The sequence below is a fragment of the Thermoactinomyces sp. CICC 10523 genome (genome assembly GCF_016055105.1).
GTDB lineage: Bacteria > Bacillota > Bacilli > Thermoactinomycetales > Thermoactinomycetaceae > Thermoactinomyces_A > Thermoactinomyces_A daqus.
Window position 1 is genome coordinate 53,204 of the sequence record NZ_JAECVX010000015.1, and the last position, 26,054, is coordinate 79,257.

General features: G+C 51.2%; 24 protein-coding genes, 1 rRNA gene and 1 riboswitch. Of the genes, 5 read left to right on the forward strand and 20 right to left on the reverse strand.

What is annotated here, in order from left to right; translation table 11 throughout:
* Positions 1–96 precede the first annotated feature (96 nt).
* Positions 97–1,185: an A/G-specific adenine glycosylase gene (gene mutY, locus I8U19_RS15375; protein ID WP_232331040.1), complete on the reverse strand. Its 1,089-nt coding sequence runs from the start codon at positions 1,183–1,185 to the stop codon at positions 97–99.
* A gap of 298 nt (positions 1,186–1,483) precedes the next feature.
* On the opposite strand from mutY, the gene I8U19_RS15380 reads away from it, so the two are divergent.
* Both I8U19_RS15380 and I8U19_RS15385 read left to right on the forward strand, forming a co-directional pair.
* Positions 1,484–2,455, forward strand: a complete 972-nt coding sequence (locus tag I8U19_RS15380) for a metal-dependent hydrolase (protein WP_033101348.1) — start codon at positions 1,484–1,486, stop codon at positions 2,453–2,455.
* A gap of 39 nt (positions 2,456–2,494) precedes the next feature.
* Positions 2,495–3,424, forward strand: a complete 930-nt coding sequence (locus tag I8U19_RS15385; RefSeq protein WP_052154270.1) for a mechanosensitive ion channel family protein — start codon at positions 2,495–2,497, stop codon at positions 3,422–3,424.
* A 394-nt stretch (positions 3,425–3,818) separates the two neighbouring features.
* On the opposite strand, the gene I8U19_RS15390 is transcribed toward I8U19_RS15385, so the two are convergent.
* The 4 genes from I8U19_RS15390 to I8U19_RS15405 all read right to left on the reverse strand — a co-directional run bounded on the left by I8U19_RS15390 (position 3,819) and on the right by I8U19_RS15405 (position 7,455).
* Positions 3,819–3,968: a hypothetical protein gene (locus I8U19_RS15390; protein ID WP_160173864.1), complete on the reverse strand. Its 150-nt coding sequence runs from the start codon at positions 3,966–3,968 to the stop codon at positions 3,819–3,821.
* A gap of 162 nt (positions 3,969–4,130) precedes the next feature.
* A complete protein-coding gene (locus I8U19_RS15395; RefSeq protein ID WP_033101350.1) occupies positions 4,131–5,012 on the reverse strand; it encodes a DNA-3-methyladenine glycosylase family protein in 882 nt (293 codons plus the stop codon).
* A 347-nt stretch (positions 5,013–5,359) separates the two neighbouring features.
* Entirely contained in the window at positions 5,360–5,989 is a 630-nt protein-coding gene (locus tag I8U19_RS15400) for a 3D domain-containing protein (protein WP_198056428.1), read from the reverse strand.
* Between the two features lie 122 nt (positions 5,990–6,111).
* Positions 6,112–7,455, reverse strand: a complete 1,344-nt coding sequence (locus I8U19_RS15405; RefSeq protein ID WP_033101351.1) for an O-antigen ligase family protein — start codon at positions 7,453–7,455, stop codon at positions 6,112–6,114.
* 672 nt (positions 7,456–8,127) lie between these two features.
* Between I8U19_RS15405 and I8U19_RS15410 the strand changes: the two genes are divergently transcribed.
* The gene (locus I8U19_RS15410) at positions 8,128–8,898 is read left to right on the forward strand and encodes an ABC transporter ATP-binding protein (RefSeq protein ID WP_052154278.1); all 771 of its coding nucleotides are present in this window, start codon (positions 8,128–8,130) and stop codon (positions 8,896–8,898) included.
* 39 nt (positions 8,899–8,937) lie between these two features.
* On the opposite strand, the gene I8U19_RS15415 is transcribed toward I8U19_RS15410, so the two are convergent.
* The gene (locus tag I8U19_RS15415) at positions 8,938–10,713 is read right to left on the reverse strand and encodes an adenine deaminase C-terminal domain-containing protein (RefSeq protein WP_198056429.1); all 1,776 of its coding nucleotides are present in this window, start codon (positions 10,711–10,713) and stop codon (positions 8,938–8,940) included.
* A gap of 133 nt (positions 10,714–10,846) precedes the next feature.
* Between I8U19_RS15415 and I8U19_RS15420 the strand changes: the two genes are divergently transcribed.
* Together I8U19_RS15420 and I8U19_RS15425 are read left to right on the forward strand one after the other, a co-directional pair.
* Positions 10,847–11,056 carry a YgaP family membrane protein gene (locus I8U19_RS15420; protein WP_033101352.1) on the forward strand — a complete coding sequence of 70 codons (210 nt, stop codon included), beginning with the start codon at positions 10,847–10,849 and terminating at the stop codon, positions 11,054–11,056.
* A gap of 701 nt (positions 11,057–11,757) precedes the next feature.
* Complete coding sequence (locus I8U19_RS15425; RefSeq protein ID WP_033101353.1) at positions 11,758–11,970, forward strand: hypothetical protein; 213 nt, start codon at positions 11,758–11,760, stop codon at positions 11,968–11,970.
* A gap of 120 nt (positions 11,971–12,090) precedes the next feature.
* Here I8U19_RS15425 and purD read toward each other — a convergent pair whose 3' ends face one another.
* From purD to rrf, 14 genes are all read right to left on the reverse strand, one after another.
* Positions 12,091–13,356, reverse strand: a complete 1,266-nt coding sequence (purD, locus tag I8U19_RS15430; protein ID WP_033101354.1) for a phosphoribosylamine--glycine ligase — start codon at positions 13,354–13,356, stop codon at positions 12,091–12,093.
* A gap of 65 nt (positions 13,357–13,421) precedes the next feature.
* Positions 13,422–13,700, reverse strand: a complete 279-nt coding sequence (locus tag I8U19_RS15435) for a hypothetical protein (RefSeq protein ID WP_033101355.1) — start codon at positions 13,698–13,700, stop codon at positions 13,422–13,424.
* A 57-nt stretch (positions 13,701–13,757) separates the two neighbouring features.
* The gene (gene purH, locus I8U19_RS15440; protein WP_033101356.1) at positions 13,758–15,302 is read right to left on the reverse strand and encodes a bifunctional phosphoribosylaminoimidazolecarboxamide formyltransferase/IMP cyclohydrolase; all 1,545 of its coding nucleotides are present in this window, start codon (positions 15,300–15,302) and stop codon (positions 13,758–13,760) included.
* A gap of 47 nt (positions 15,303–15,349) precedes the next feature.
* Positions 15,350–15,925 (reverse strand): phosphoribosylglycinamide formyltransferase, encoded by a 576-nt coding sequence (gene purN, locus I8U19_RS15445; protein WP_198056430.1) that lies wholly within the window; start codon positions 15,923–15,925, stop codon positions 15,350–15,352.
* A gap of 1 nt (position 15,926) precedes the next feature.
* Positions 15,927–16,961 (reverse strand): phosphoribosylformylglycinamidine cyclo-ligase, encoded by a 1,035-nt coding sequence (gene purM, locus I8U19_RS15450; protein WP_033101358.1) that lies wholly within the window; start codon positions 16,959–16,961, stop codon positions 15,927–15,929.
* Positions 16,958–18,376, reverse strand: coding sequence for an amidophosphoribosyltransferase (gene purF, locus I8U19_RS15455; RefSeq protein WP_033101359.1), 1,419 nt, complete (start codon positions 18,374–18,376; stop codon positions 16,958–16,960). Before purF ends, purM begins: the two co-directional genes overlap by 4 nt.
* Entirely contained in the window at positions 18,340–20,607 is a 2,268-nt protein-coding gene (gene purL, locus I8U19_RS15460; protein ID WP_198056434.1) for a phosphoribosylformylglycinamidine synthase subunit PurL, read from the reverse strand. Before purL ends, purF begins: the two co-directional genes overlap by 37 nt.
* 10 nt (positions 20,608–20,617) lie before the next feature.
* Entirely contained in the window at positions 20,618–21,301 is a 684-nt protein-coding gene (gene purQ, locus I8U19_RS15465) for a phosphoribosylformylglycinamidine synthase subunit PurQ (RefSeq protein WP_198056431.1), read from the reverse strand.
* A complete protein-coding gene (purS, locus tag I8U19_RS15470) occupies positions 21,302–21,553 on the reverse strand; it encodes a phosphoribosylformylglycinamidine synthase subunit PurS (RefSeq protein ID WP_033101361.1) in 252 nt (83 codons plus the stop codon).
* The gene (purC, locus tag I8U19_RS15475; protein WP_033101362.1) at positions 21,546–22,265 is read right to left on the reverse strand and encodes a phosphoribosylaminoimidazolesuccinocarboxamide synthase; all 720 of its coding nucleotides are present in this window, start codon (positions 22,263–22,265) and stop codon (positions 21,546–21,548) included. Before purC ends, purS begins: the two co-directional genes overlap by 8 nt.
* 93 nt (positions 22,266–22,358) lie before the next feature.
* The gene (gene purB, locus I8U19_RS15480; protein ID WP_033101363.1) at positions 22,359–23,657 is read right to left on the reverse strand and encodes an adenylosuccinate lyase; all 1,299 of its coding nucleotides are present in this window, start codon (positions 23,655–23,657) and stop codon (positions 22,359–22,361) included.
* A 125-nt stretch (positions 23,658–23,782) separates the two neighbouring features.
* Positions 23,783–24,979, reverse strand: a complete 1,197-nt coding sequence (gene purK, locus I8U19_RS15485) for a 5-(carboxyamino)imidazole ribonucleotide synthase (RefSeq protein ID WP_052154274.1) — start codon at positions 24,977–24,979, stop codon at positions 23,783–23,785.
* The gene (gene purE / locus I8U19_RS15490) at positions 24,976–25,437 is read right to left on the reverse strand and encodes a 5-(carboxyamino)imidazole ribonucleotide mutase (RefSeq protein ID WP_033101387.1); all 462 of its coding nucleotides are present in this window, start codon (positions 25,435–25,437) and stop codon (positions 24,976–24,978) included. Before purE ends, purK begins: the two co-directional genes overlap by 4 nt.
* A gap of 127 nt (positions 25,438–25,564) precedes the next feature.
* Positions 25,565–25,666, reverse strand: a riboswitch (purine riboswitch).
* Between the two features lie 290 nt (positions 25,667–25,956).
* A 5S ribosomal RNA gene (gene rrf / locus I8U19_RS15495) occupies positions 25,957–26,054 on the reverse strand; the annotation flags it as partial.

Below are 26,054 nucleotides of genomic sequence, written 5' to 3' on the forward strand. Positions count from 1 at the left end.
AGGCATGTTGTCTGCATGTTCATGTGAACCAACCACATTCCTGATCTCCTTCGTTGGATGAAGTTTTTTGCGTCTCAAGCTCTTGCCTGATCTGCGTCATAATTGCAAGGCTTTATGGTAAACATTGGCTAACGTTATTTCCCCAATCGTTTCCTTTGTCACCCATTTCCAGTTCTCCGGAACCTCCCAACCGGTATCGGGCGTCTCCACTGTCATCACGGTGACTTTCCAGTGGCGATGGCTGAAGATGTGTTCAAATTGCCCCTTTATCATAAATTTCGTCGCAGGGATTTGTTTTTGGTCACAAAATTCCAAAATGGACTCCATTTCTTTTTGATCTGACCATCCGATGGTTGGCAATCCCCAAAGACCGGCCAACAGCCCCTGATCCGGCCTTTTTTCGACAAGAAAGTGCATCCCGCAGGTGATCAAGAGAATGGCCACCTCTTCCTCTGTCGGCGGTTTGGCCTTCTTTTTCCGCGGCAATTCTTCTTCCATTCCGAGACGGTATGCATCACATACCGAGAGAACAGGGCAGAATAAACATTGTGGCGAAGTCGGAGAACAGATTAATGCTCCCAATTCCATCAGAGCTTGGTTGAAATCCCCCGGAGCCTCATCCGGAATCAATGTTTCCGCCAATCGTTCCATCTTTTTCCGTGTGGACACCTTTGCAATATCGTCCGTAAGCGCAAAAAGGCGTGAAAAAACCCGCATTACGTTTCCATCGACCGCCGGGGCTTTCTTGTCGTATGCGATGCTTAAAATCGCTCCGGCTGTATAGGGACCGATTCCTTTCAGTTTGGAGATGCGCTCAAGATCATCCGGAACCTTTCCCCCGTAATTTGCGACAACTTCCTTAACGGCAGCATGCAAATTTCTGGCCCGGGAGTAATAACCGAGCCCTTCCCACGCTTTCAGCACCTGTTCTTCCGGTGCCTCGGCCAACGCCTCAAGGGTGGGAAATTGCTCCATAAACCGCTCAAAATAAGGAACGACGGTATCTACGCGCGTCTGTTGCAGCATGATTTCCGAAACCCAAGTCTTGTAAGGGTTTTTCTCTTTTCTCCACGGCAGATCACGCCGGTTGCGCCGATACCAGTCAAGAAGCGACCGTCGAATTTCCGCCACCACTTCCTCGCTGAGCAGGCAATCCATTTCTTCTTCCATTTTCGCTTTTGACAATGATGAAGCCTCCTTCTTTCAAAACCGTGATGAGAGGAAGTGCGCAACAGTATACAGATCCTTATAACCATCATACACAACCTTCATGTTCATGAAAGTGTACGATTTTTAACATTCCGCCTCAAATAGCGAAATCCGGTAAACTTACTAATGCAGTTCCTGTAAGAGTGAACATAAGGAAGACGGTTACCATGGAATGTTCACTTCTTGATCTGTTTTTTCACGGTAAAGGGAACCGCTTTTGTAATATAATTTTGTTAGATTTTTTAAGGTAAAATGGTGAAAAGGGGGATGGCATATGGATACGGCCACTCATTTGGTTATGGGAATCGGACTTTTTGGCTTGGCGCATCTTGACCCGGCCGTCGCATCAGACACGGAAACGGCGCAAGCCGTGCTGTTAAGTACAGTAATCGGTTCGGAAATCCCCGATATCGATACGCTTTACCGCTTTCGGGGAAACGCGCTCTATATACGGAAACACCGTGGTTTCAGCCATTCCCTTCCCATGTTGATCATATGGCCGCTCCTTCTGACAGCCGGCATTTCGCTTTTATTCCCCGGAGCCATTGCACATTGTCTGCTGTGGTCCTTTTTGGCCGTTTTTATCCATATTTTTATTGATATCTTTAATACATATGGAACGCAGGCGCTGAGACCGTTCTCTCATAAGTGGCTGTCGTGGAATACCTTGAACATTTTTGATCCTTTTATTTTCACCCTCCATCTGATCAGTTTCGGTCTCTGGCGGATCATGCCTGACCGGCCGGTGCCCATTTATACAATGCTTTATCTTATCCTCATCGCCTACATCGCTTGGCGCAGCATTGTTCATTTCCGACTGACGGAAAGGGTCAAACGGGAAGTGAGCCTGCCCGGGCGGTATACCGTTACCCCCACCGTCCGCTGGAACGTGTGGAATGTGATCGTTGAAACCAAGGAAAAGGTCAAGGTGGGAGAAATCCGCAATGGCTGCCTTGCCTGGACAGGAGAAATGAAAACGGAAGACCTGAACCACCCGGCCGCCCTGCAATCGAAAAAGGCGGACTCCATTGAGGCGTTTCTGTCCTTCACTTCTTACGGATATCCCCAGGTGATGAAGCGCCCTTACGGCTATGAAGTGAGATGGCTGGACGTTCGCTATCACTACAAAAAACATTTTCCCTTTGTGGCGGTCGCCTTACTTGACCAACACTACAATATTTTTTACTCTTTTGTGGGGTGGATGAACGAGGAGCAATTGGAGAAAAAAGTCAAGCATTTGTCCTGAAAAGTTTCAACGCTTCGTCATGGTGGAGGTGATTGAACGGTGAATTTGTCGCAACCGGATGCGCTGAATACGAAATGGGAGCAAGTCGGACAAGTAGCAACCGAAACAAAAACCCTCATAACCAGAATCATTGAAGACCCTTTCTCTTACATCATCCTCCCGGTAGCACAAATCGCCTTAATCGTGCTGATCGCGATCACCGGGGTTCGTTTTTTTGACCGGGTTATCGATAAAATTTTTGAATTCAGCCGGATCGGAACCAAAAAAGCACATACTCTGCGCAAACTGATCAAGTCGATTGCCCACTATACGATCTATTTCATTGCCGTACTGACCATCATGGTCAATCTGGGTTTTGATCCCCTTCCTGTGCTAGCCGGTGCCGGTATTTTGGGCCTGGCCATCGGATTTGGGGCGCAAAATCTCGTTCGGGACATCATCACCGGCTTTTTTTTGATTTTCGAGAGCCAATTGGAAGTCGGCGACATCGTGCAGATCAACGGGCAAATTGAAGGAACCGTGGAAGAAGTCGGACTGCGAATCACGAAAATCCGCGAGTTCAATCAGCGCCTTCATTATATCGCCAATGGCAATATCAAACAGGTAACCAACTACAATCGCGAAAAGATGCGGGCGATCGTAAGGGTCACCGTTCCATACGAATCCGATCTCACGATGGTGAACCATGCGCTGGAAGAAGTATGTAAAAGCATTGGAAAAAAATATGCCCCTTATTTAATCGAAGAACCAAAAATTATGGGCATTACCCGGATTGATCAAAATGGTGCGGAATTTACCATCACCGCCTTGTGCGATCCGGAGGAATATTGGGGACTGGAGCGGGAAATGCGCAAAGAGGCTGTTTTGCTTCTGCATAAAAACGGCGTTCAGATCGCTTATCCGCGCAGTATTGTCTATCATGCGGAAAACTTCCCCGATCTGGTCAAAGACATGGTAAAGCAGCAATAGTTGCCCACTCCCATGAGCAAAGGCAGGGGATTTCCGGGTCGTCCGCAGGGACGATGACGTGATCGATTTTGCCGGCTTATGGTCCTTCACCATGTTCTTGAACGCAAGTCTCCCAAACAATCCCGGCAAAGTTTTTCAGCCCGGGTTCGGGCTTGCGGAAGTGGGAAAACATCCCCTCCCCCGCCTGACGCTCACTCTTACCCCCATCGCTGAAGCCGGGGTTGGTTCTCTCGCTCACAAAGATAAAAAAGCAGGCAGGGTGATCCCCTCCTGCTTTTTTCTGTGAAGATGCATCGCTGTCAGGTCGCAGTTCCCCCTGCGTTTCCAATGGTCTGTCTGGAGTCCGCGGGACATGCCACAGTCTCCACGCCGGGCAGTGCTGCCCAGTTTTTTATTACATCATCGTTTGCCATGCGGTTGCCAGTACGGCGGTCACTGCTGCGGCAACAATAATCCACAACAACGTTCCTTTCAGATCGCGAACGAGAATGCCTTGTGCATCGACGCTGGCTACTCTTTTTGCCTTCGCTTTTTTCCGTGCCACTGCGCGTTCTCTCCTTCGTTTGCAAAAAATTGCTGCTCTGCCTATGATCATACCACATTTGGCGCAGATCATGCGATTTCGGGTTTCTTCTGTCCCCCCCAAGCCGTCTCAGAATACGAATTGCGGGTCGGTGAAAAGACACAAATATATGCTCTTTTTTGCTCATCCAAGGGTGTCCCAGAGATAAAAAGTCGCATAGCTGCGATAAGGGGCCCATTTTTCCCCGATTCTTCTCACTTCGCTCTCATCGGGTCTGGCCGGCAATCCGTAAAGTCGGCCGACTGCATTGCGCAAGCCGATATCCGCTGCCGGAAGCAAATCGGGACGGCGCAAACCAAACATCAGCAGGCATTCTGCGGTCCAGCGCCCGATTCCCCTGAGTGCGGTCAGTTTTTTCATCACTTCATCGTCGGGAAGTCCGGTCAATGTCTCAAGATCCAGCTTCCCTTCGGCGATGAGACGGGAGAGATCGATGATATACTCCGCTTTCCGCTGGTTGAACTGGAGATGCCGGAGATCTTCATAACGGAGGCACGCCACCTGTTCCGCAGCCGGAAATACCTTCCATGTTTCTCCGGCAAATTGGCCCGTATCTCCGGCCAGCTGAATGAATCGCTCAATTAAAGTGCCGGCAAAGGAAAGATTCAGTTGCTGACTGATGATCGTTTTAACCAGACACTCGTACAAACTGGCATCCAAAACCAGATGCATTCCGATTCTTTGCTCAATCACCGGCCACAAAACAGGATCTTGCCTCATCTGCTCATAAAATGGAGTTAAATCGACATCAGTACCAAACATATGGGCAATTCGTCCTTTCAACTCCTCTTCCTCTTCCGGATCGGCTTCTCCGAAAATCTCGGCAATCAGTCCGGGGCGTTCCGAATCTTCAGCCACAGAAAGCAGCAAGGGGCCTTTCCTGCCTCGGATCGTTCGCCAAAAAGCGCCTTCACGATAAACATAGATGCTCTTCTCAAAAGATTTCAGCCGCTTTGTCGTATGGGCAAATGAATAAGGATAACGCAATGGGAGATGTATTCTCATCCTCTTTCCCTCCAGTTTCTCTCCTTATTGAAAAACGATCTTGACCAGCCGGCGCAAAATCCGGGGAGAAAGTCTCATCAAAATCAGCGGGGAATGAGCTGGCCCTTTCAGCCGTTCGCTGCACAGGAAGAAAAAAGATGCTTTCGCACCCCGGCCTGCAACAAAAGTTTACAGAAAAAAGAGAGCCAACTTTTTTGGCTCCCAGCGTGCGAGACCCGAAACAGGAGTCCGTCGGTCTTGGCGTTTTTCTTGACTCCCGGTTCCTTTCGTCACAAAGGTCGCTGCAGAAAAACACCCATCCCCTCCTATTGGATTTTATCAGGGTCAGAGCCAATCCTTTTTGGCTCCTATTGAATGATCTCTACTTTGACATGTTTTTTGACCCCGAATTGCCTTGCCACGTGCACATCATTCATAAAAACATCGATCCGCTTCCCTTTGATCGCTGATCCGGTATCCTGGGCAACCCGGTAACCGATCCCCTCGATGTAGACCCGCGAACCGATCGGGATGAAACGGGGATCAACCGCAATCGTCACACCTTCCTCGGCCCGCTCGCCGCTCGAAGTGATTCCAAAACCGGGATCTCCCGGCTTTTTGCCCGTCGATTCCGGGCCGGCCGTATAAGCGGTTAAGGTAAATTCACCGAGAGCCTGGCCGCGGGGCAGATCAGGAAAGGCCGAAACCAGAACAGCGGACGGACTGCTCTCCTCCGCTTCCATCGCCGGAATCGATTTTTGTAAAATCTTCAAAATCTGTCCAACCCGAATCAAAGATGGGTTGGTAAGATGATTTATATCGCTTATTTTTTCAACCGTGGTGCCGTACTTGCGTGCCAGTTCGTAAACGGTATCCCCTTTTTTGACAGTAACATAAATCATATCTGCCTGCCCGTCTGCGGCCAAAGCCGTGCCGGAACAGCAGGAAAGGAGCATACAGAACAGGAAGACGCCGATCCAACATCGTTTCCATAGCATGCGATGCAAGTTACCACCTCTATTTCCAAATTACTAGAGTTGGTAACAGCTTTGTCCGAAAAAGGCCAGTTTATACCAGTCGAAAAAATAGATTCGCATCCCGGAAAGGATCATTTGCGCGACTAGGCCCTTTTCCGGTACAACTCCACTCGCTGGTGAATATAGTTTTTCACATTAAACAAAATGGCGGAAATCGAATTTTTATGGAGGATGACCGGCTTCGATCCTTTTTGCCCTTCTTTTTGTTGCTCACTCCACTCGGGCTTGCTCGTGCATCTCCGCTCATATTGGGCATGGATCATGATCACACTTAACATAAACATAAGTCCGACCTGAGGTGCGATGATGGGGTAATCATACATTCCGTGACCCAACAGGGCAATCGTCTGTGAGATCAACATCCCGGCCAGGCGCTTTTCCTCCTTCCGGTTGGCAGCTTTCCTCCAGCGGCGCGCCCGGCGAATGGTCATATAGATGAGCGCCAGGAACAAAGCCAGCCCGATAATACCGTATTCACTGGCAATCCCGAGAAAAATGTTATGAGCATGATAGATATAAAAGCCTGCCTTCTTGGCAAAAATCTGGCCAAAATGGAGCGGCAAAACCCCCAGCAGCCAGTGTTCCCTGAAAATCTGCAAGGCTACCGTCCATACTTCCAAACGCACGCGGATCGTGCTCCCCAATGTATCCTGGCGGGGAATGATCTCCGGAAAACAATATGCCAGCAAAATAATGGCCAGTGTGATGGTGACAGTTCGCTTCCGATGCCCCGTCATCCACAATTGCACGATCAAGCCGATGACCAGACCGACCCAGGCACCGCGCGATCCCGTGCACCAAATGGCGACACAATAAAGGATAAACACGCAAAAAGCGGCGACTTTTTGCCAGGCTTTCTGTAAAACGGACGAGGCATAAATGCTCATCAAGGCAAAACAAATTAATAAAGCTGCGGTCAAGTTGGAGTTTCCCGTCGTTCCCACACTTCGGACCGACCACTCCGATTGCCAGCGAAATTCATTGTAAAAATGCAAAATCGGACCGAGCGGAGAATGATTGAGCACCGGCCAATCCAGCTGCTGGATGAACACAATCAGGGCCACAAACAAACCGCCAAGCCAAAACTGCAAATACATGGTCTGCACTTCCTGCCAGGACCATTTCACCTTATGCCGGATCCAGATGCTGAGCAAATAATAAAGCGCGAACATCGCCATGGGAATCACGCCGATCGGAATCCCGTAAATCCAGGAAGGATCGACCAGCCAGCTGACTAAAGATAAAATAATAAAGCTTAAAAAAATCTTTTCCGGCCATCGGTTGAACATCCACTTTTCCCTGACAGTAAATAACGTCGCCAATGCCGTCATGAGAAGGGCGACCGGCGGCAGAAACGGAGAGAGAAGAATAGACAAATATAATAGCTGAGTGAGCCGCTTTATCGCTAAACGGTTAAGTTCCTTCAAAAGAATAAACTCCTTTTTTGCAGTTTCCATATACAGGTAAACCTGCACCATTTTTCACATAAAATGCCAATAGAGCCAGGAAAAAGGACCCCTTCTTCAAGATGAAATAAACTTCACCGAAATCAGGAAAAAAACTTGCCATTATTGTAAACAAAAACCCTCTACTTATTCCCGGTAAAAGGGCAAATCCCCTTTATTCAGCAAAATTTCTATTAACATTCTATTTGCACACTCTTTATTTCCTTTTTTTAACCAACCAAAACCACTAAGGCTCACAAAAGAAAAGGCAGGGCATGCTTGGATGGAACCAATCCATTCCCCACCTTACCGTCAGTTGTAAACAAAATGCTTTCATGCCTGAGAATATTATCTTCAAACGTTTGCCGTTCAAAAGATCGTTAATGATGCGATTGCTCTCCGTTCAGGGCAACGCTTCTGTCTCTCCGTCAATTAAAAACGTGGAGATCCTGACTCGCTTCTCCTAATATACCGAATGGACCCATTCTGGTCAACAACAGGTGATAATAACTATCATTCTCATTGACGATAATCACATATTCACATAAAATGATAGACGATCAACCAGATGAAAACTGTTTCCAGACCAATGGAGGGATTCTTTTGTCAACGGTGCTGAAAGCCGAGGATCTCACGTTATCCTACGGCAGCCAGATGATTATCGAAGAACTGCAGTTGCAGATCCCCAAAGGAAAAATCACTGTTCTCGCCGGGAGCAACGGCTGTGGAAAATCGACCCTGCTGCGGTCATTAGCCCGGCTGTTAAAGCCCCGGGCCGGCCAAATTTTGTTAAATGGTAAAAAAATTAACAAGCTCCCCACCCGGGAAGTTGCCAAGCAGTTGGCCATCCTCCCTCAGGGGCCGGAATCTCCCGAAGGATTGACCGTATTTCAGCTAGTCAAACAGGGGCGCTATCCGTACCAAACGTGGACCAGCCAGTGGTCCGAGGAAGACGAAAGAAAAGTCCGCTGGGCCTTGCAAACAACGAAGATGGAAAAGTGGGAACACCATCCTGTTGATGCATTGTCCGGCGGACAGAGACAACGGGCCTGGATCGCAATGACGCTGGCCCAAGATACGGAAGTCATTCTGCTGGACGAACCGACAACCTATTTGGATTTGACGCATCAAATCGAGATTCTCGATCTGTTGTATGAATTAAATGCGAATCAAGGGCGAACGATTGTGATGATTTTACATGATCTGAATCTGGCCTGCCGTTATGCCCACCAGATCATCGCCATCAAGGACGGGCAAATTTATGACCAGGGCCCGCCGGAACAAATCATCACTGAGCAGATGGTGGAAGATGTGTTCAGGCTGAAAGCGACCATCGCGACCGATCCGGTCTACGGCACACCCCTCCTGATCCCTTACACCAAAGGCCGGGAAATCCACCCCAAACCGGTTCAGAGGGTTCCATGACCGCAATCCTCCCGAACCTCCATCGCGATGATCTCCACCCTATCGCTTCTGTGCCGGAACGAGAATATGCTTGTCCTTTACCGACATCAGCCCTTCATTCGTCAACCGGAGCTGCGGCAGATGGGTCGCAGACAGGAATAACAGGGAGTAGAGCGGATCGAGATGGGTAAAGCCATGATAGCTCAGACGCCGCGCAAACGGCTCCAGCTTTGCGATTAACTGATCGAGCGAATCGTGATTCATCGTGCCCAGGAGAGGCAGAGGCAAGGAGAAAACTTCCTCATCCGCCTGGATCCAATAAATCCCTCCTCCGGACTGAAGCACCCGGTTTACAGCCCGGGCCATCGCCTCCGGAGAACGCCCCAGCACCACGATTCCCTGTGCGGAGCCCGTATAGCTGGATGCCAACCCGTCTATTCCACGCCCAAAGCCGCGCACCAATCCGGGTGTGATCCATTTCCCCGCGCGGTCGGCCAAAAAAGCATACAGGAGGTCATCATCTGGGGAAAGCATCCCGCCGTCCGAAAACTGAACCTCCTCCTGTAAACTTTTCGTGATCACGGAATTGATCAGATGCATCACCGGAAAAGAATCTCCGTCTTTCACGGGAAGACGAAAATCAGTCTCCGCATAACGGACATCCGACGGAGGCGTAATGATGGTGGAAAAATCTTCCTCTCCTGAAAACGGATGCAAACATTTTCCCTCGCGCGCCAAAATCTCCCCGTCGGCCAGCACAAGTACGGGGCACGGCTCAGTCAGCGAGGAAAGGACGTTTATATTGGCCAGCCGTCCGGGAGCAATTCCACCCAGGTGATCATCCAACCGGTAATAAACGGCCGGGTTGATGGTAACCATCTGGTACGCGTGAACAGGGGAACATCCGCAATCAAGGGCCGTCCGGATCAAATAATCGGTAAAGCCGTTTTTGAAGTAAAGAGGGGTCGCTCCATCCGTCGTCATCGTTAAACGGTGCCACGGCACATCCTTTTCCTTCAGCAATCCTTCCAGCAATACAGGGAGATCCGGCCGGATCGAACTGTGTCTCAGCGTGACAAAATACCCGAGTTGCAATCTGCGCCAAACCTCATCAAAACTGATGCTTTCATGGTCACCGCTCACTCCCGCCGCCGCCAGCCGCGCCAAAGTCCGGTAGGATGCCCCCGGTGCGTGTGCTTCCACCCGTTTCCCCAAATTTTTGGTCTGGCGAACCAATTGCTTCATCGACGGGTCCCCGGCGAGCAATGGTATCCAATCCGTCAGTTCGCCCGCTTGCAGCACCCGCGGATGCTCCAGCACCTCTCTGACACGCGGAACAGAAAAAAGATCATCCTGCGGCAAATAGGTCTGCCCGTCCAGCCGCGCCCACCAAAAGAGACGCACTTTTAACCGCGCCAAGTCGTCCATCCAACGGATAACCTGCTGAGGAGTGCATGAGACAAAAAAGTCTAGATTATCCGAGATCAGCGTCGTCGTACCGAGCGCTCCCACTTTTTCCGCCAATGTGACTGGATTATGGAGCTGAAACGGATGGGCATGCGGTTCGATATAGCCTGGCACCAACACTTGTCCGCTTGCATCGAGCACCGGAACATCATCCTCCAGGCGCAAACCGCTTTGCTTCAGCTCACCCACATAGGCGATGCGGCGGCCGGCCAGCGCCACATCCTGGCGCAAAAGCTGCCCGGTATACACATTCAACACTTCACCGCCGCGAATTAGCAACGTCGGCGCTTTTCTCCCCATCGCCACCTCAATCAGCAAATCATGCTCTTCTCTAGTCATATGCACGCCCAATATTACTTCCTCCTTCACCATTAATTACTCCCGTATAACGCTTTCCCATTGCAGCAAATAATAAGTCCGACAGCAGAGATGTTGTTTTCATCGGAACTTCCACCATCGTGAAATGCATACCTGTTCCGGCAGAGGGAAAGGAGTGAAAAAAATGCAGAAAAACATCGGAACATTGGATGCGCTCCTGCGCATCACTTGCGGCCTTGTCGGTTTGGCTTGGTGTACTTCCAAAGGCCGGCGCAATTTTCCATTCCTGATCGCCCTGGCCTCCGCCATGAAAGTCGCCGAAGGGTTGACCCGTTATTGCCCGGTGCTGGCGCTGTTTGGCAAAAACACACTGGGCAACAAAGGCAATATGTAACCGGTAAAACGACATCAGGCACAGCAATCAAAGTTCTTGACAGCGGCGATGGATACGTCACCCCTCCCCCTTCATTTTACACACAAAGGGGAAGGGGAGAACCATGCTATGAATTGCAAATAGAAATATAAAAATGCAAAAACAAATCCCTTGCCTATATTCAGACTTTTTTGTATAATAGTTTCCAAGATCAATATATTGGGTATATAGTAAGCGAGTGACCTCTCTGGTTGTGGCAGCGCTTTCAAACCTGTCGTACCTGACCGATTTGATGCTCCTGACAAATCAGTTATGCACGATTTTTGAAATCGTTTCTCATTAACGGTTGATTAAATGCCGATGATCGCTTAGAATCATGCTTAGAAATTTACTTAATCAGATAAATCGAACATTCGTCGCTGCACACAACCGTAAATCACATGATCCGGCAGAATTTGACACAAAAAATATGAAGGTTGTTCAACTTTGACCAAGCAGGTTGATTCGACAAAAAACGAATTTTACCAAAGTTGCATACAAATTTCGTCATTTTTTATCAAAAAAAGAAGGACAATTTGTAACCTGGCGTCGAAAAAGAGTTATAAACATTTTATCAATTAGTGGGTGGCAATTAAAGCACAACATGGTAGAATATGAATACAGACAAGCGAACATACGATCGGTTTTTTTGAAGATTAAAACCGTTTAGGAGAGTGAGTGCAATGTCCCTTAGCGATATGGAAAAAGAAACTGTGATCCAGTTTGATGAGTCAACCAATCTCGCCACCGTCTACACCGCTAGCTGGACTGTCGCCCGTTCCCTGAAAAAAGCAGGATACCAACCAGTGAAAAAAACGCAAGGCGGTTGGTGGTTTAAAATCCCGGTTGACGGAATCAGCATTCAAGGGGAAAAAGAGACGACCAAAATCGGCTGAACCGGATCCCCCCTGTTAAATCGATAACCAAAAACGACGAGCCATTGCCACGGCTCGTTTTTTATTTCGCATCAAAAAACCGCCGACCTGTTCAGCCGGCAGTTTCCCCGTTTTCACTCTTCAGAATGTAGCCTTGTCCGCGATATCCGTCCGGTAATGCATCTCCTTAAAAGAAACTTCTTCGATTCTCCGATACACTTTTTCCCGCGCTTCGTCAATGCTCTCACCCAGAGCCGCCACACCGAGAACGCGCCCTCCGTTTGTCACAATCTGTCCGTTTTCGCGTTTGGTTCCGGAATGAAAGACGATCGTCTCCCCGCTTTCCTGTCCGCTGATTCCGGCAATCGGATTTCCCTTTTCATATGTCCCCGGATATCCCCCTGCGGCCAGAATGACGCAAACGGACGCCTGATCACTCCATTGAAGGCTTATATCCGCCAAGTGACCGTCGATGACCGCCATCAGAACATCAACGAGGTCGGTCTGAAGCCGGGGCAGAACCGCCTGTGTCTCAGGGTCGCCGAAGCGGGCGTTAAACTCAATCACTTTCGGGCCTTCGTCGGTCAGCATTAATCCGGCGTACAAAACTCCTTTATATTCGATTCCTTCCTTGCGAAGAGCTTGAGCCATCGGCTCCAAAATCGTTTCCACAGCTTGCTCCACCATACGGGGCGGAATTTGCGGAACGGGCGAATAAGCCCCCATTCCCCCGGTATTCGGCCCTTGGTTGCCGTTGTACACCGGTTTGTGGTCTTGGGCCACGACCATCGGTTTAACCACAGTGCCATCCATAAACGCCATCAGGGAAAATTCAGGTCCGCTTAAGTATTCTTCGATGACCACTTCATTCCCGGCATCGCCAAACACTTTTTTCTCCATGGCGTCTTCAATCGCCTGCTCTGCTTCTTCCACGGTACGGGCAACCACAACCCCTTTTCCAGCGGCCAAACCGTCCGCTTTTACAACAATCGGGGCTCCTTGCTGCCGAACGTAGCGTTTCGCCTCATGCGGATCAGTAAACGAACGGAAGGAAGCGGTCGGAATCCGGTATTTTTCCATGATTTCCTTGGCAAACCGCTTGCTTCCTTCCAAATTGGCCGCTTCCCGCTTCGGGCCGAAAATCGCGAGCCCCTCTGCCTGAAAACGATCGACAATCCCCTGCAAAAGCGGCGCCTCCGGTCCGACCACAGTCAGATTGACGTTCTTTTCTTTGGCGAACTGTACAAGCCGATCCACATCAGTCGCCTCAATCGGCACACATTCCGCCTGGGCAGCAATTCCACCGTTTCCGGGCGCACAATAAATTTTGCTCACTTTTGCACTTTGTGCCAATTTCCACACCAGCGCATGCTCTCTTCCTCCGCTGCCGATCACCAGAATTTTCACGGCTTGTCCCCTCCTAAAACCCATTCGTCTTTTTCCGGCAAAAACATCGCCCCACACGGACGATGTTATCGGATCAACAGGCTGAGTCCGAACAGACCGATCGTAACCAAAATGCAGATAAACGACCAATCTTCGCGATAAAAAAATTTTGTACGGCTCCGGTAAGCCGACTTGGTCGTAAGCACACCTCCGACCACCAGAGCCGCCAGGAAAAAGACGCCTCCTGCCGTGCGCAGCCCGCTTCTCCACGTCAGCAGATCAGCGCCGCCGAGCTCGTAGGAGACGATGCCCGTCACTGTCAGAGAAACAAAAAACCACAGAAGTGACCAAGCGAGAACTCGCATAGAACCCCCTCCATCCTTTGCCCTAGTATACGCCAAAGGATAGGGGCCTGATACTTGTTAGTGTTTAAAGTGTCGAACACTGGTAAAGACCATTGCGATACCGTGTTTGTTGGCCTCTGCGATCGACTCTTCGTCGCGAATGGATCCACCTGGCTGAATGATGGCGGTTACTCCTGCCTTGGCTGCCGCTTCAACAGTATCCTTCATCGGAAAAAAGGCGTCAGAAGCCAGAACGGAGCCTTTCGCGTCTTCCTTTGCCTGGTTGGCGGCGATGACGGCAGCGCCGACACGGTTCATCTGTCCTGCCCCTACGCCGGTGGTGCGAAAATCCTTTGCCAAGACAATGGCATTGGATTTCACATGTTTCACCACTTTCCAGGCAAACAGGAGCTGCTCCCACTCCTCTTCACTCGGTGCGCGCTCTGTCACCACCCGGCATTCCTCTTTGCGGACCGCCCGTATATCCTCTTCCTGAACCAAAACTCCTCCGCTGACCGATTGCAATTTGAGTGACGCCCCTTCTGCCGGTACCTCTTCGCCCAGGGCAAGCAAACGAAGATTTTTCTTGGTTTTCAGGATGGTCAGTGCCTCTTCGGTAAAAGATGGGGCCAAAATGATCTCCAGGAAGATCTCCTTCATCTTTTCAGCCGTATCACGATCGACAGGCCGGTTAACCGCAATGATTCCGCCAAATATGGAGACGGGATCGGCTTCATATGCCTTTTGCCAAGCCTCAGACAGCGTTTTTCCTACCCCGACGCCGCAAGGGTTCATGTGCTTCACCGCCACGACGGTCGGTTCCGTAAATTCGCGGAGCAGAGCGAGCGCTGCGTTGGCGTCGTTGATATTGTTATAGGAGAGTTCCTTTCCGTGAAGTTGAGTGCTGCTGGCCAACGTGCCTGCCCCCGGCAGCGGTTCACGGTAAAATGCGGCTTGTTGGTGAGGGTTTTCCCCGTAGCGAAGCGCCTGTTGTTTGGTCAGCGGGATGGTTAACTGCTCCGGGAACGAGACCCCTGTCAATCGATTGAAATAACCGGCGATCAGTGCATCGTAGTGTGCGGTATGGCCAAACGCCTTGGCCGCCAATTTCCGTCTGGTCTCCGCCGTAGTCCGGCCACTTTCCCTCAATTCTTCCAGGACAAGGCCATAATCCGCCGGATCGACGACAACCGTCACATACTGATGGTTTTTGGCGGCGGACCGCACCATCGACGGACCCCCGATATCAATATTCTCAATCGCTTCTTCCACGCTTACACCGGGTTTGGAAATGGTTTGTGCAAACGGGTACAGGTTTACCACGACGAGATCGATCGGTGAAATTCCGTTCTCCTCCATCTGTTTGAGATGGGAAGCAAGACCGCGAACGGCGAGCAAACCACCGTGAATTTTGGGATGAAGCGTTTTGACCCGCCCGTCGAGGATTTCCGGAAAGCCCGTAACATCTGAGATTCCTGTCACCGGAAGCCCGGCTCCAGCAAGGGTTCTGTGGGTTCCTCCGGTCGAAATGATTTCCACGCCCAATTGCACTAATTCCCGCGCGAAATCGATAATACCCGTTTTATCTGAAACACTGATCAATGCCCGACGTATCGTTGCCACTGGATCTCCTCCTTCGTTTGATTCTTAGGCTATGAGTGCAACCTGCCTTACGATTTCTTGCCACCGTCTATTAACGCCTGAATCACCCGGGGATACAGCTGGTGTTCGGCGAAGTGGATTTTCCTCTCAAAACTTTCCAGCGTATCCCCCTCCTCAATGGCCACCGGTTGCTGGGCAAGAATCGGGCCGGTATCAATTCCTTCATCGACATAGTGAACCGTGACACCCGACACTTTCACCGGATAGGAAAAAGCTTTTTCGATGGCATTTAATCCCGGAAACGCAGGCAGTAAAGAGGGATGGATATTCACAATCCGCTTCGGAAACGCCTGAAGCAAAGTAGGGCCGATCAAGCGCATGTAGCCCGCCAGCACAATCCATTCGATCTTCCTTTGGCGAAGGTGCGCCAACACCGACTCTTCATATGCTTTTTTATCGGGAAATGCTTTGGGGTTCACACAAATCGCTTCCACCTCGCAGGCACGCGCCCGATCCAACACTTTTGCTCCCGGACGGTCACAAATCAACAGGGAGATGGGCAAAGGCCAGTTCTCCCGCCGTGAACTTTCCACCAGTGCCTGAAAGTTGCTGCCATTTCCCGAGGCAAAGACAGCAATCGCCATGTTAAGCCTCCTCCGTCCAAGTTACTCCATTTTTCCCCTGCGCCACTTTCCCGATCACCATCGCTTTTTCACCGCAACCGGCCGCCGTTTGCAAAACTGCCTCCTCTTCTTCGGCCGGAACGGCGATCACCATGCCAATGCCCATATTAAAGGTGCGAAACATATCTTCTTCTGCCAGATCGCCACATTCCTGAATCCAGTTGAAGATGGGCGGAACATCCCAGGTACGGCGATCGATTTGCGCTTCAAGGCCATCCGGCAACATGCGGGGGACATTTTCCACCAATCCGCCTCCGGTGATATGAGCGGCTCCTTTCACTCTGTGCTTTTGAAAGAGCGTCAATAGGGTTTTGACATAGATTTTCGTCGGGATCAGCAACGCCTCCGCCAGTGTTTGTCCGCTTCCGGGAACTTTTTCATCCCAGGAGAATGCCCGATCCTGTAGCAAAACTTTGCGCGCCAGCGAAAAACCATTGCTGTGGAGACCGCTGGAAGCCAATCCGATCAGCACATCCCCCGCCTCGATATCCTTGCTGGGCAGGAGTCGGTCCCGTTCGGCCACTCCGACGCAAAAACCGGCGATATCGTATTCTCCCCCGTTATACAGGCCCGGCAGTTCAGCCGTTTCACCGCCGACCAACGCGCAGCCCGCCTGTTCACATCCGTCGGCAATCCCTTTGACAATTTCTTCAGCCACTGCGGGAGACAATTTTCCGGTTGCCAGATAATCGAGGAAAAACAGCGGTTCGGCACCTTGAACAACCACATCATTCACGCACATGGCCACACAGTCGATCCCGATGGTGTCATGGCGGTTCAGGGCAAAGGCGATTTTCAATTTGGTGCCGACCCCGTCGGTTGCAGACACGAGCACCGGCTGACGATAGGATGGATCTAAGGCGAACAAGCCGCCAAATCCGCCGATTCCGCCGATCACTTCAGGACGCCTGGTTCGGTTTACATGTTTTTTGATGCGATCCACTGTTTCATTTCCGGCATCAATATCCACACCGGCCGCTTTGTATGCTTTGCTCATCGTTTGCCCTCCAAAACCAGTTCTTCGATTTCCGTCGGATACCGGCCCGTAAAGCAAGCCAGGCAGTGCCCGCGCTTTTGGCCCCCTCCGTTTGATTCAACCGCATCAATCAGCCCGTCGGTGCTCAGAAAAGCGAGGGTGTCGGCGCCAATCTCCTTGCGGATCTCTTCCACCGACTTGTAAGCCGCGATCAATTGGTCCCGATCCGGGGTATCGATGCCGTAAAAACAGGGATGTTTCACCGGCGGTGAACTGATGCGCACATGCACCTCGGTCGCTCCCGCGTCCCGCAGCATTTGCACGATCCGGCGGCTGGTTGTCCCCCTGACAATGGAATCATCCACCATCACGACCCGCTTTCCTTCCAGCACGCCGCGCACTGCACTCAATTTCATTTTTACGCCTTGTTCCCGCAACTCCTGATTCGGCTGAATAAAGGTACGGCCGGCATAGCGGCTTTTGATCAGACCGATCTCGTACGGAATTCCCGCAGCTTCCGCATAACCGATCGCCGCTGATGTACTGGAATCGGGCACCCCGGTCACCACATCAGCTTCAACGGGAGCTTCTTTTGCCAGACGGCTGCCCATTCGCTTGCGGGCGGCATGCACGTTCACCCCGCCAATAATGCTGTCCGGTCGTGCGAAATAGACATATTCAAACACACAGCCGGCCCGTTCCCGCTCAGGGGCAAACGAAAGCGATCGGACTCCCTCACGGTCGAACACCAGCATTTCACCCGGTTCCACTTCACGGACGAACTCAGCCCCGATCACATCAAATGCACACGTCTCCGAGGCAAAAACCAATGCGTCTCCAATTTTGCCCAGTGACAGCGGTCTTAATCCGTGAGGGTCCTGTGCCGCAATCAGCTTGTCATTGGTCAGGATTAAGAGGGCATAGGCCCCGGTCACTTTGTTTAAGGCCTCTTTAACCGCTTCCTCCAGACTGCCGGCACGCGAGCGGGCGATCAGGTGGGCGATCACTTCCGTGTCCGTCGTCGTCTGAAAAATGGATCCCTCGGCTTCCAGTTCCTGACGCAGGCGTCCGGCGTTTACCAGATTGCCGTTTGTGGCCAAAGCCAGTTCGCCTTTTACATAGTTAAATACGAGCGGCTGGGCATTTCTCAGTCCTGTTCCCCCGGTTGTCGAATAACGAACATGTCCGATCGCTGTCTCACCCTGGAAGGAACGAATGATCTCCTGGTCGAATACCTCGGTCACCAATCCCGTACCCCGGTGCACAAAAAAGCGGTCATGGTTGGTACTGACGATTCCCGCGCTCTCCTGCCCGCGATGTTGCAAGGCATGCAGCCCGTAATACGTAAGGCGGGCAGCTTCAGGGTGACCGATGATGCCGAAGACACCGCACTCTTCATTCAGTTCGTCAAGGTCGAAGATGGATTCATCGCGCATGGAATGGCTTCCTCCCAACGTTTTGTGAGTTCCGCAACGTCACTCCCAATCACCCGGGTTCCATTTACCGCAATCGACAGGTGTGCTTCCTGGGTCACACGGCCGATCCAGCTGCAGGCAACCCCGTTTTTTTCCGCAAGCTGATGAACTTCTTCCACATATTCATCCGGTACGCTCAAAATCACGCGCGACTGACTTTCGCTAAACAAATGAACGATCGGAGCCAGGCTGGTCTGAATCGTTACCTCTGCTCCTTTTTGCCCGTCAATGCAGGATTCCGCCAAGGCTACGGCCAATCCCCCTTCAGAGACATCGTGCGCAGAGGATACCCATCCTTTTTGAATTGCAGCCAGCACTACTTTGTACAGGGCTTTCTCCTTCTCCAGATCACAAACCGGAGCCCGTCCGCGCACCTCGCCGGTAAGAGCATGCTGCAATTCGCTTCCTCCCAATTCGGCAAACGTTTCTCCCAACAGCAAAATCGCATCTCCCGCACGCTTAAAGGCAGAAGTGGTTATATGCTCCCGTTTTTCGACCAATCCGACCATTCCCACCACCGGAGACGGGTAAATCGGCTCTCCCTTGGTTTCGTTGTACAGACTTACATTGCCGCCGACGACGGGGGTTTCCAGAATGCGGCACGCTTCAGCCATTCCGTCGATCGACTGCGACAGCTGCCAGTACACTTCGGGTTTTTCCGGATTTCCAAAATTGAGGCAATCCGTAATGCCAAGCGGGACCGCCCCGGCACATACCACATTTCTCGCCGCTTCCGCCACGGCAATTCTTCCTCCTTGCACCGGATCGAGATAAACATAGCGCCCGTTCCCATCCGTGGACATCGCCAGTGCTTTCTCCGTTCCGCGAACCACGATCACGGCCGCATCAGATCCGGGGCAAACCGCCGTGCTGGTGCGCACCATATGATCATATTGACGGTAAACATAGCGTTTGCTGCCGGTGTTAATCGACGAAATCACTTTGTCCAGCGCCTCCTGCGGCGAGACATCCAAAAACGCTTCCTCGGCCCGGATATTTTGGTATGCCTGGTAATAATCCGGCACACGCCCTTCCCGGACATAAACGGGTGCGTCATCCACCAGCGTATTGACCGGGATGTCGGCTACGATTTTCCCGCCATGGAAAATGCGATAGCGGTTGCCTTCCGTCACCCGTCCGACGACAGCGGATTGCAAACCCCATTTATCGCAGATCTCCTTGATTTCCTGTTCCCGTCCCTGTTCAACCACCAGGAGCATCCGCTCTTGCGATTCAGACAACATAATTTCATACGGGGTCATTCCTTCTTCCCGCTGCGGAACCAAATCGAGGTTCAAATCGAGACCCTGACCGCCTTTTGCCGCCATTTCCGCGCTGGAGCAAGTGAGCCCTGCGGCCCCCATATCCTGAATCCCGAGGAGAATTCCTTTTTTCACCATTTCCAGACATGCTTCCAGCAGCAATTTTTCCATAAACGGATCGCCCACTTGCACGGCCGGGCGCTTCTCCTCCGACCCTTCATTCAGTTCTTCACTGGCAAAGGTGGCTCCGTGAATGCCGTCCCGTCCGGTGCTTGCACCAACATAAATGACGGGATTGCCGGTTCCGCTGGCGATTCCTTTTTGCAAATCCTCGTGGTTTAAAATACCGACGCACATGGCATTGACCAGCGGATTTCCCTCATAACAGTCATCAAACATCACTTCACCGCCCACGGTGGGAATGCCGATGCAGTTTCCGTAATGAGCGATTCCCGCAACCACTTGGTCAAACAGATAACGAACACGCGGGGAGGAGAGATTCCCGAAGCGAAGCGAGTTGAGCAGCGCAACCGGGCGGGCCCCCATCGAAAAGACGTCGCGGATGATGCCGCCAACCCCGGTGGCCGCTCCCTGAAACGGCTCAATCGCGGAAGGATGATTATGGCTCTCGATTTTAAACACAACCGCCTGACCGTCCCCGATGTCGATCACTCCGGCCCCTTCACCCGGCCCTTGCAAAACGCGGGGTCCTTCTGTCGGAAAGCGTTTGAGCAGCGGTTTGGAGTTTTTGTAGCTGCAATGCTCCGACCACATCACGCTGTAAATCCCCACTTCCGTCCAGTTGGGCAAGCGGCCGAGGTGCCCGATGATCTGTTCATATTCTGCTTCGGTCAAACCCATCTCTTTAAACAACTTCTGCTCGCGAATGATTTCCGGCGCCGGTTCGGAAATGGCGCTTTTGCTCTTCATCACTGTTTGTTCACGCTGCACCGCAATTCTCCTTCCAATAAGCGAACATGGATTGAAACAGTTTTTTCCCATCTTCCGATCCCATCCAATCCGCGATCGCCCGTTCTGGATGTGGCATCATGCCGAGAACATTACGCTTCCGGTTGCAAATTCCGGCAATCTTCTCAATCGAGCCGTTGGGGTTGTCACCGGCATAGCGAAAAACGATTTGCCCGTTTTGCTTCAATTCGGCAAGAGTCGACGGGTCGCAAAAATAGTTGCCGGACATGTGGGCGATCGGAATGCGAATCGCCTCTCCCGGAGCATACTTGCAGGTAAACGGTGTTTCTGCATTTTCGACGGTCAGTGTTTGCATTTCACAGCGGAACTGCAAATGATCATTGGTCAGCATCGCCCCCGGCAACAATCCCATTTCCAAAAGAATCTGGAATCCGTTGCAAATGCCGATGACCAATTTGCCCGATTCAGCCGCCTGTTTCACGCCCTTCATAACTGGAGAGAACCGGGCCAGCGCACCGGTGCGAAGATAGTCTCCATACGAAAAACCGCCGGGAAGGATGATGGCATCAAACCGGGACACATCCTCTTCCCGATGCCAAACGGGTTCAACCGGTTCCTGCAATACATCTTCGATCGCATGAACGCAATCCAGATCGCAGTTCGAACCGGGAAAAACGGGAACGGCAAACCTCACTTACGCCACCTCCTCCAGCTCAAAGCGAAATTGTTCAATCACCGGGTTGGACAATACCTTTTCGCAAATTTCACGCACTTGTTGTTCCGCCTTCCGGCGATTATCGCTCTCAATCAACACTTCAATCCGCTTGCCGATCCGCACATCCTTCACTTCGGCATAACCCAGGGAATGAAGCGATCCTTTCACAGCGACTCCCTGCGGGTCCAATACACTCTCTTTCAAGGTGACAAAGATGGTTGCTTTATACATCTTCTCTTCCTCCCAGGCGGTTCCAGATTTCTTCATAAGCCTCGATGACATTCCCCAAATCGCGACGGAAGCGGTCCTTATCCATCCGGTTCCCCGTCGCCATATCCCAAAAACGGCACGTATCCGGGGAGATTTCATCGGCCAGCATCACATCTCCCGAATCATCCACACCAAATTCCAACTTGAAATCAACGAGCAAAATATTTTTTTGCGCCAAGAAGTTTCGCAGCACCTCATTCACTTTCAGCGCCGTCCCTTTCATCTCTGTCAGCTGTGCAACCGTGGCGATTTCCAATACGGAAATGTGATCCTCATTGATTAATGGATCACCCAAGGCATCGTCTTTGAGGTAGAGCTCGATCACCGGATGGCGCAAGGGGCTTCCTTCCGTCAATCCGAGCCGTTTGGAAAGCGATCCGGCAGCCACATTGCGGACCACCACTTCCAACGGGATGATGGCAACTTTTTTCACCCATTGTTCAATTGGCGAAATTTCTTTTATAAAATGATTTGCGATTCCTTGTTCCCTTAATAATTGAAAGAAGAATGCACTAATTCGGTTATTAAGGACTCCTTTTCCGGCGAGCGTTGCCTTTTTTTCACCGTTGAAGGCCGTTGCCGCATCTTTGTAGCGAACGCGGACAATCGCCGGGTCTTCCGTTAAAAACAATTGTTTCGCTTTTCCCTCATAGAGGAGAGTTTCCGGTTTCATCCTGCAAAAGCCCCTTTCTGCGGAGTTTTGGGAGAAAGCGGAGGCAGTGGAAATCCACTCTGCCTTCCGCTCCGCCTTCTTCCCGCTGACTCTCTATTCATCCAAGTCGAGGCGGGCAAAAATGGTGTCCACATGTTTCAAGTGGTAGTGGTAATCAAAACAATCCTCAATCTCCCGGGGCGAAAGCGTTTGGGTGATTTGCTCATCCGCTTCCACCAGCGGTCTGAACGGGCGCTGTTCTTCCCAAGCCTGCATGGCCAAACGTTGGACACGGTCATACGCTTTTTCCCGTGTCCAGCCTTTGTCGATCAAGCTCAACAGAACCCGCTGGGAATAGATCAATCCAAACGTGCGCTCCATATTTCGTTTCATGTTCTCGGGGAATACGGTCAGGTCACGGATAATGCCGGTGAAGCGATTCAGCAGATAGTTAAGCAGGATCGTGGCATCCGGCAGAATCACCCGTTCCACGGATGAATGGGAAATATCCCGTTCATGCCAGAGCGGAACATTTTCATACGCCGAGACCATGTGACCGCGGATGACGCGGGCCAGCCCGCTGATATTTTCGCACCCGATCGGGTTGCGTTTATGCGGCATGGCTGATGAGCCCTTTTGCCCTTTTTTGAAGGGCTCTTCCACTTCACGCGTCTCACTCTTTTGCAATCCGCGGATTTCCGTCGCAAATTTGTCAAGAGAGGTGGCAATCAAGGCCAAGGTGGCCATATATTCCGCATGACGGTCGCGTTGCAGGGTTTGCGTTGAAATGGGCGACGCTTTCAGTCCCAATTTTTCACACACATATTTTTCGACAAACGGGTCAATGTTGGCATACGTCCCCACTGCTCCGGAGATTTTGCCGACGGCGACGGTCTCCATTGCTCTGACAAACCGCTCGCGGTTCCGCTGCATTTCGGCATACCACAATGCCATTTTCAAACCGAATGTTGTCGGTTCGGCATGCACGCCGTGGGTGCGTCCCATCATCACCGTATATTTGTGTTCTTTAGCCTTCTCTTTGAGAGCGGCGATCAAACGGTCCAGATCCTGCAACAAAATTTCGTTTGCCTGTTTCAACAGATAGGAAAGCGCGGTATCCACCACATCCGTCGAGGTTAAACCGTAATGAACCCATTTGGATTCCGGCCCCAGTGTCTCCGCCACCGCCCTGGTAAATGCCACGACATCGTGACGAGTATCCTGTTCGATTTCATAGATCCGCTCCACGTTGATCTTGGCATTTTCCCGGATCAGGGCTACATCCTTCTTCGGGATGATCCCCAGTTCCGCCCATGCTTCGCAAGCCAGGATCTCCACTTCCAGCCAGGCGCGGTATTTGTTTTCTTCTGTCCAAATCGATCCCATCTCGGGGCGCGTATAACGTTGAATCACAATCAGGTCCCACCTTTTCTGTGAAGATGCATCGCAGGTCAGATCGCGGGGCGCCTTCCTTCTCGGCGTTCCTTATGATCCCCGCTCCCCTCGGGTTCAGGACTGCAATGCATGATTATATTTGATTAAAAATAATCTCTATCATAAATAACCTTTTTCTCTTCGCTCGTCAAAGGCGGCCAAATCGACGAAGACTCGATCCACTCCAGCGCCTGATTGACGCTCTCTGCCAATACCGTGACATGACCCATTTTTCTACCTTTTTTCGCTTCTTTTTTTCCGTACCAATGAAATTTCACGTGACCGGGAAGAGATGGAAATGCTTGTCTGAAAGCATCTGCATGTTCACCCAAAATATTCACCATCACCGCCGGCTTGCAAAGATCCGTCGGCCCCAGTGGCAACCCGAGGGAGGCGCGCACAAACTGCTCAAATTGCGAGGTGGCACAGGCATCATAGGTGTAGTGTCCCGAGTTGTGGGGGCGTGGTGCCAATTCGTTGACAACAAGCCGTCCGTCTTTCAGCATAAACATCTCAACCGCAATCAAACCCACCACCTGCAGCGTCTCCGCAACCCGTTCAGCCACTGCGATCGCCTGCGCTTTGACCGGCTCAGCCAGCGGCGCGGGAACAACCGTCATATGGAGGATATGGTTTCGATGCAGATTGACCGCCGGCGGAAATGAGGCCAAATCCCCTTGCGGATTGCGGGCGACAATGACGGAGAGCTCTTTGACAAAGGGGATAAAAGCTTCCAAGATCAATTCCCTGCTCCCGTCCAACAAATCCCCCGGCAACAAATCGAGATCCGGTTTTGTGCGCAACATCCATTGACCTTTGCCATCATAACCGCCTGTGGCCGTTTTCAGCACGGCAGGAAGGCCGATCTGCCTGAGTGCCCGGATCAAATCATCCCGGCTCTTTACAGGAACAAAGTCGGTAACGGGAATCCCGGCTCTTTGCAGTGTTGTTTTCTCCAATATGCGATGCTGCGCCGTTTGTAACAGCCGGCTTCCTTGCGGCACATGTGTTTTCGTTTCCAGAAATTTGACGACAGCCGGGTCAATATTTTCAAATTCGTACAAAACCAGATCGGCCTTTTCAGCCAGCCGGTTCGCCGCATGAAGATCGTCATAGGGAGCGGCTATATGCCACTGGGCCGCTTGTCCTCCGGGGCAATCAGTTGCGGGGTCCATGGTGACAAACTGCAAGCCCATCTTCTGCCCCTCAAGAATCGTCATACGTCCGAGCTGACCGCCTCCCAAAATCCCGATCGTTTGTCCTGGAGCGACCACTTTCATCTGTCCTTTTGTTTCGATCATTCCAGATCCCTTTCTTCAATGACACGTGCGCGAATTTGTTCACGGCGCTCCTTCAGGCGCGAGCGTATCTTCAAATCCGCCATTCCCAGCATTTCCGCAGCCAAAATCCCGGCATTGACTGCGCCGGCATTGCCGATCGCCACAGTCGCGACGGGCACCCCGCCAGGCATTTGCACAATGGACAGCAAAGAATCGAGCCCGTTTAAAGAGGACGTTTTGATCGGAACGCCAATCACCGGGAGCACTGTTTTCGCTGCAACCATTCCGGGAAGGTGAGCGGCCCCTCCGGCTCCGGCGATAATTACCTGAATTCCGCGTTTCTCAGCCGTTTCAGCATAATGAAACATCTCATCAGGTGTCCGGTGGGCAGAAACCACTTTGGCTTCATAAGGAATTTCCAATTCCCGGAGTACTTCACACGCTTTTTGCATCGTAGGCCAATCGGAAGTGCTTCCCATAATGACACCGACTTTTATATCATTCAATGGATGCTCCTCCTTTATCAACAAATAAAAAACAAGCCTAATTAGCAGATTTTCCCAATAAAAGCCAGAGAAAGTCTACTTATTAGGCTTGTTTTCCGCCTAACCGTTCAACTTTTCTCATAGCCGGGAAATTTACGGTTTCCTGGTAGAAACGCTCAAGCCATATTCCTGAGCATATATGAGAAAGCAAATTATTTTGTTCAGTTCCAGTGTAACAACAAAACGGGAACAACGCAACAAAAAAGCGAACATTGAAATTAAAAATTAATGGTAGTGTTCGCTTATCATAGGAATCAAAAAGACATTGAATCAAGTAAAATGAACTTGTTCCAGTGGATCATGAACATTCCCCATATATCTCAATTCTGGCTCCAATTGCGAACCGTGTGCCAATGCAATAAGATTCTCGCTTGACCCGGACAACGCCTGATCTTGGCATTTTCCGCTCAAAAACACAAAAAACCCATCTCAATTGAGATGGGTTTTTCTTATGCCTGGCAACGACCTACTCTCCCAGGGGTGAACCCCAAGTACCATCGGCGCTGGAGGGCTTAACTTCCGTGTTCGGGATGGGAACGGGTGGATCCCCT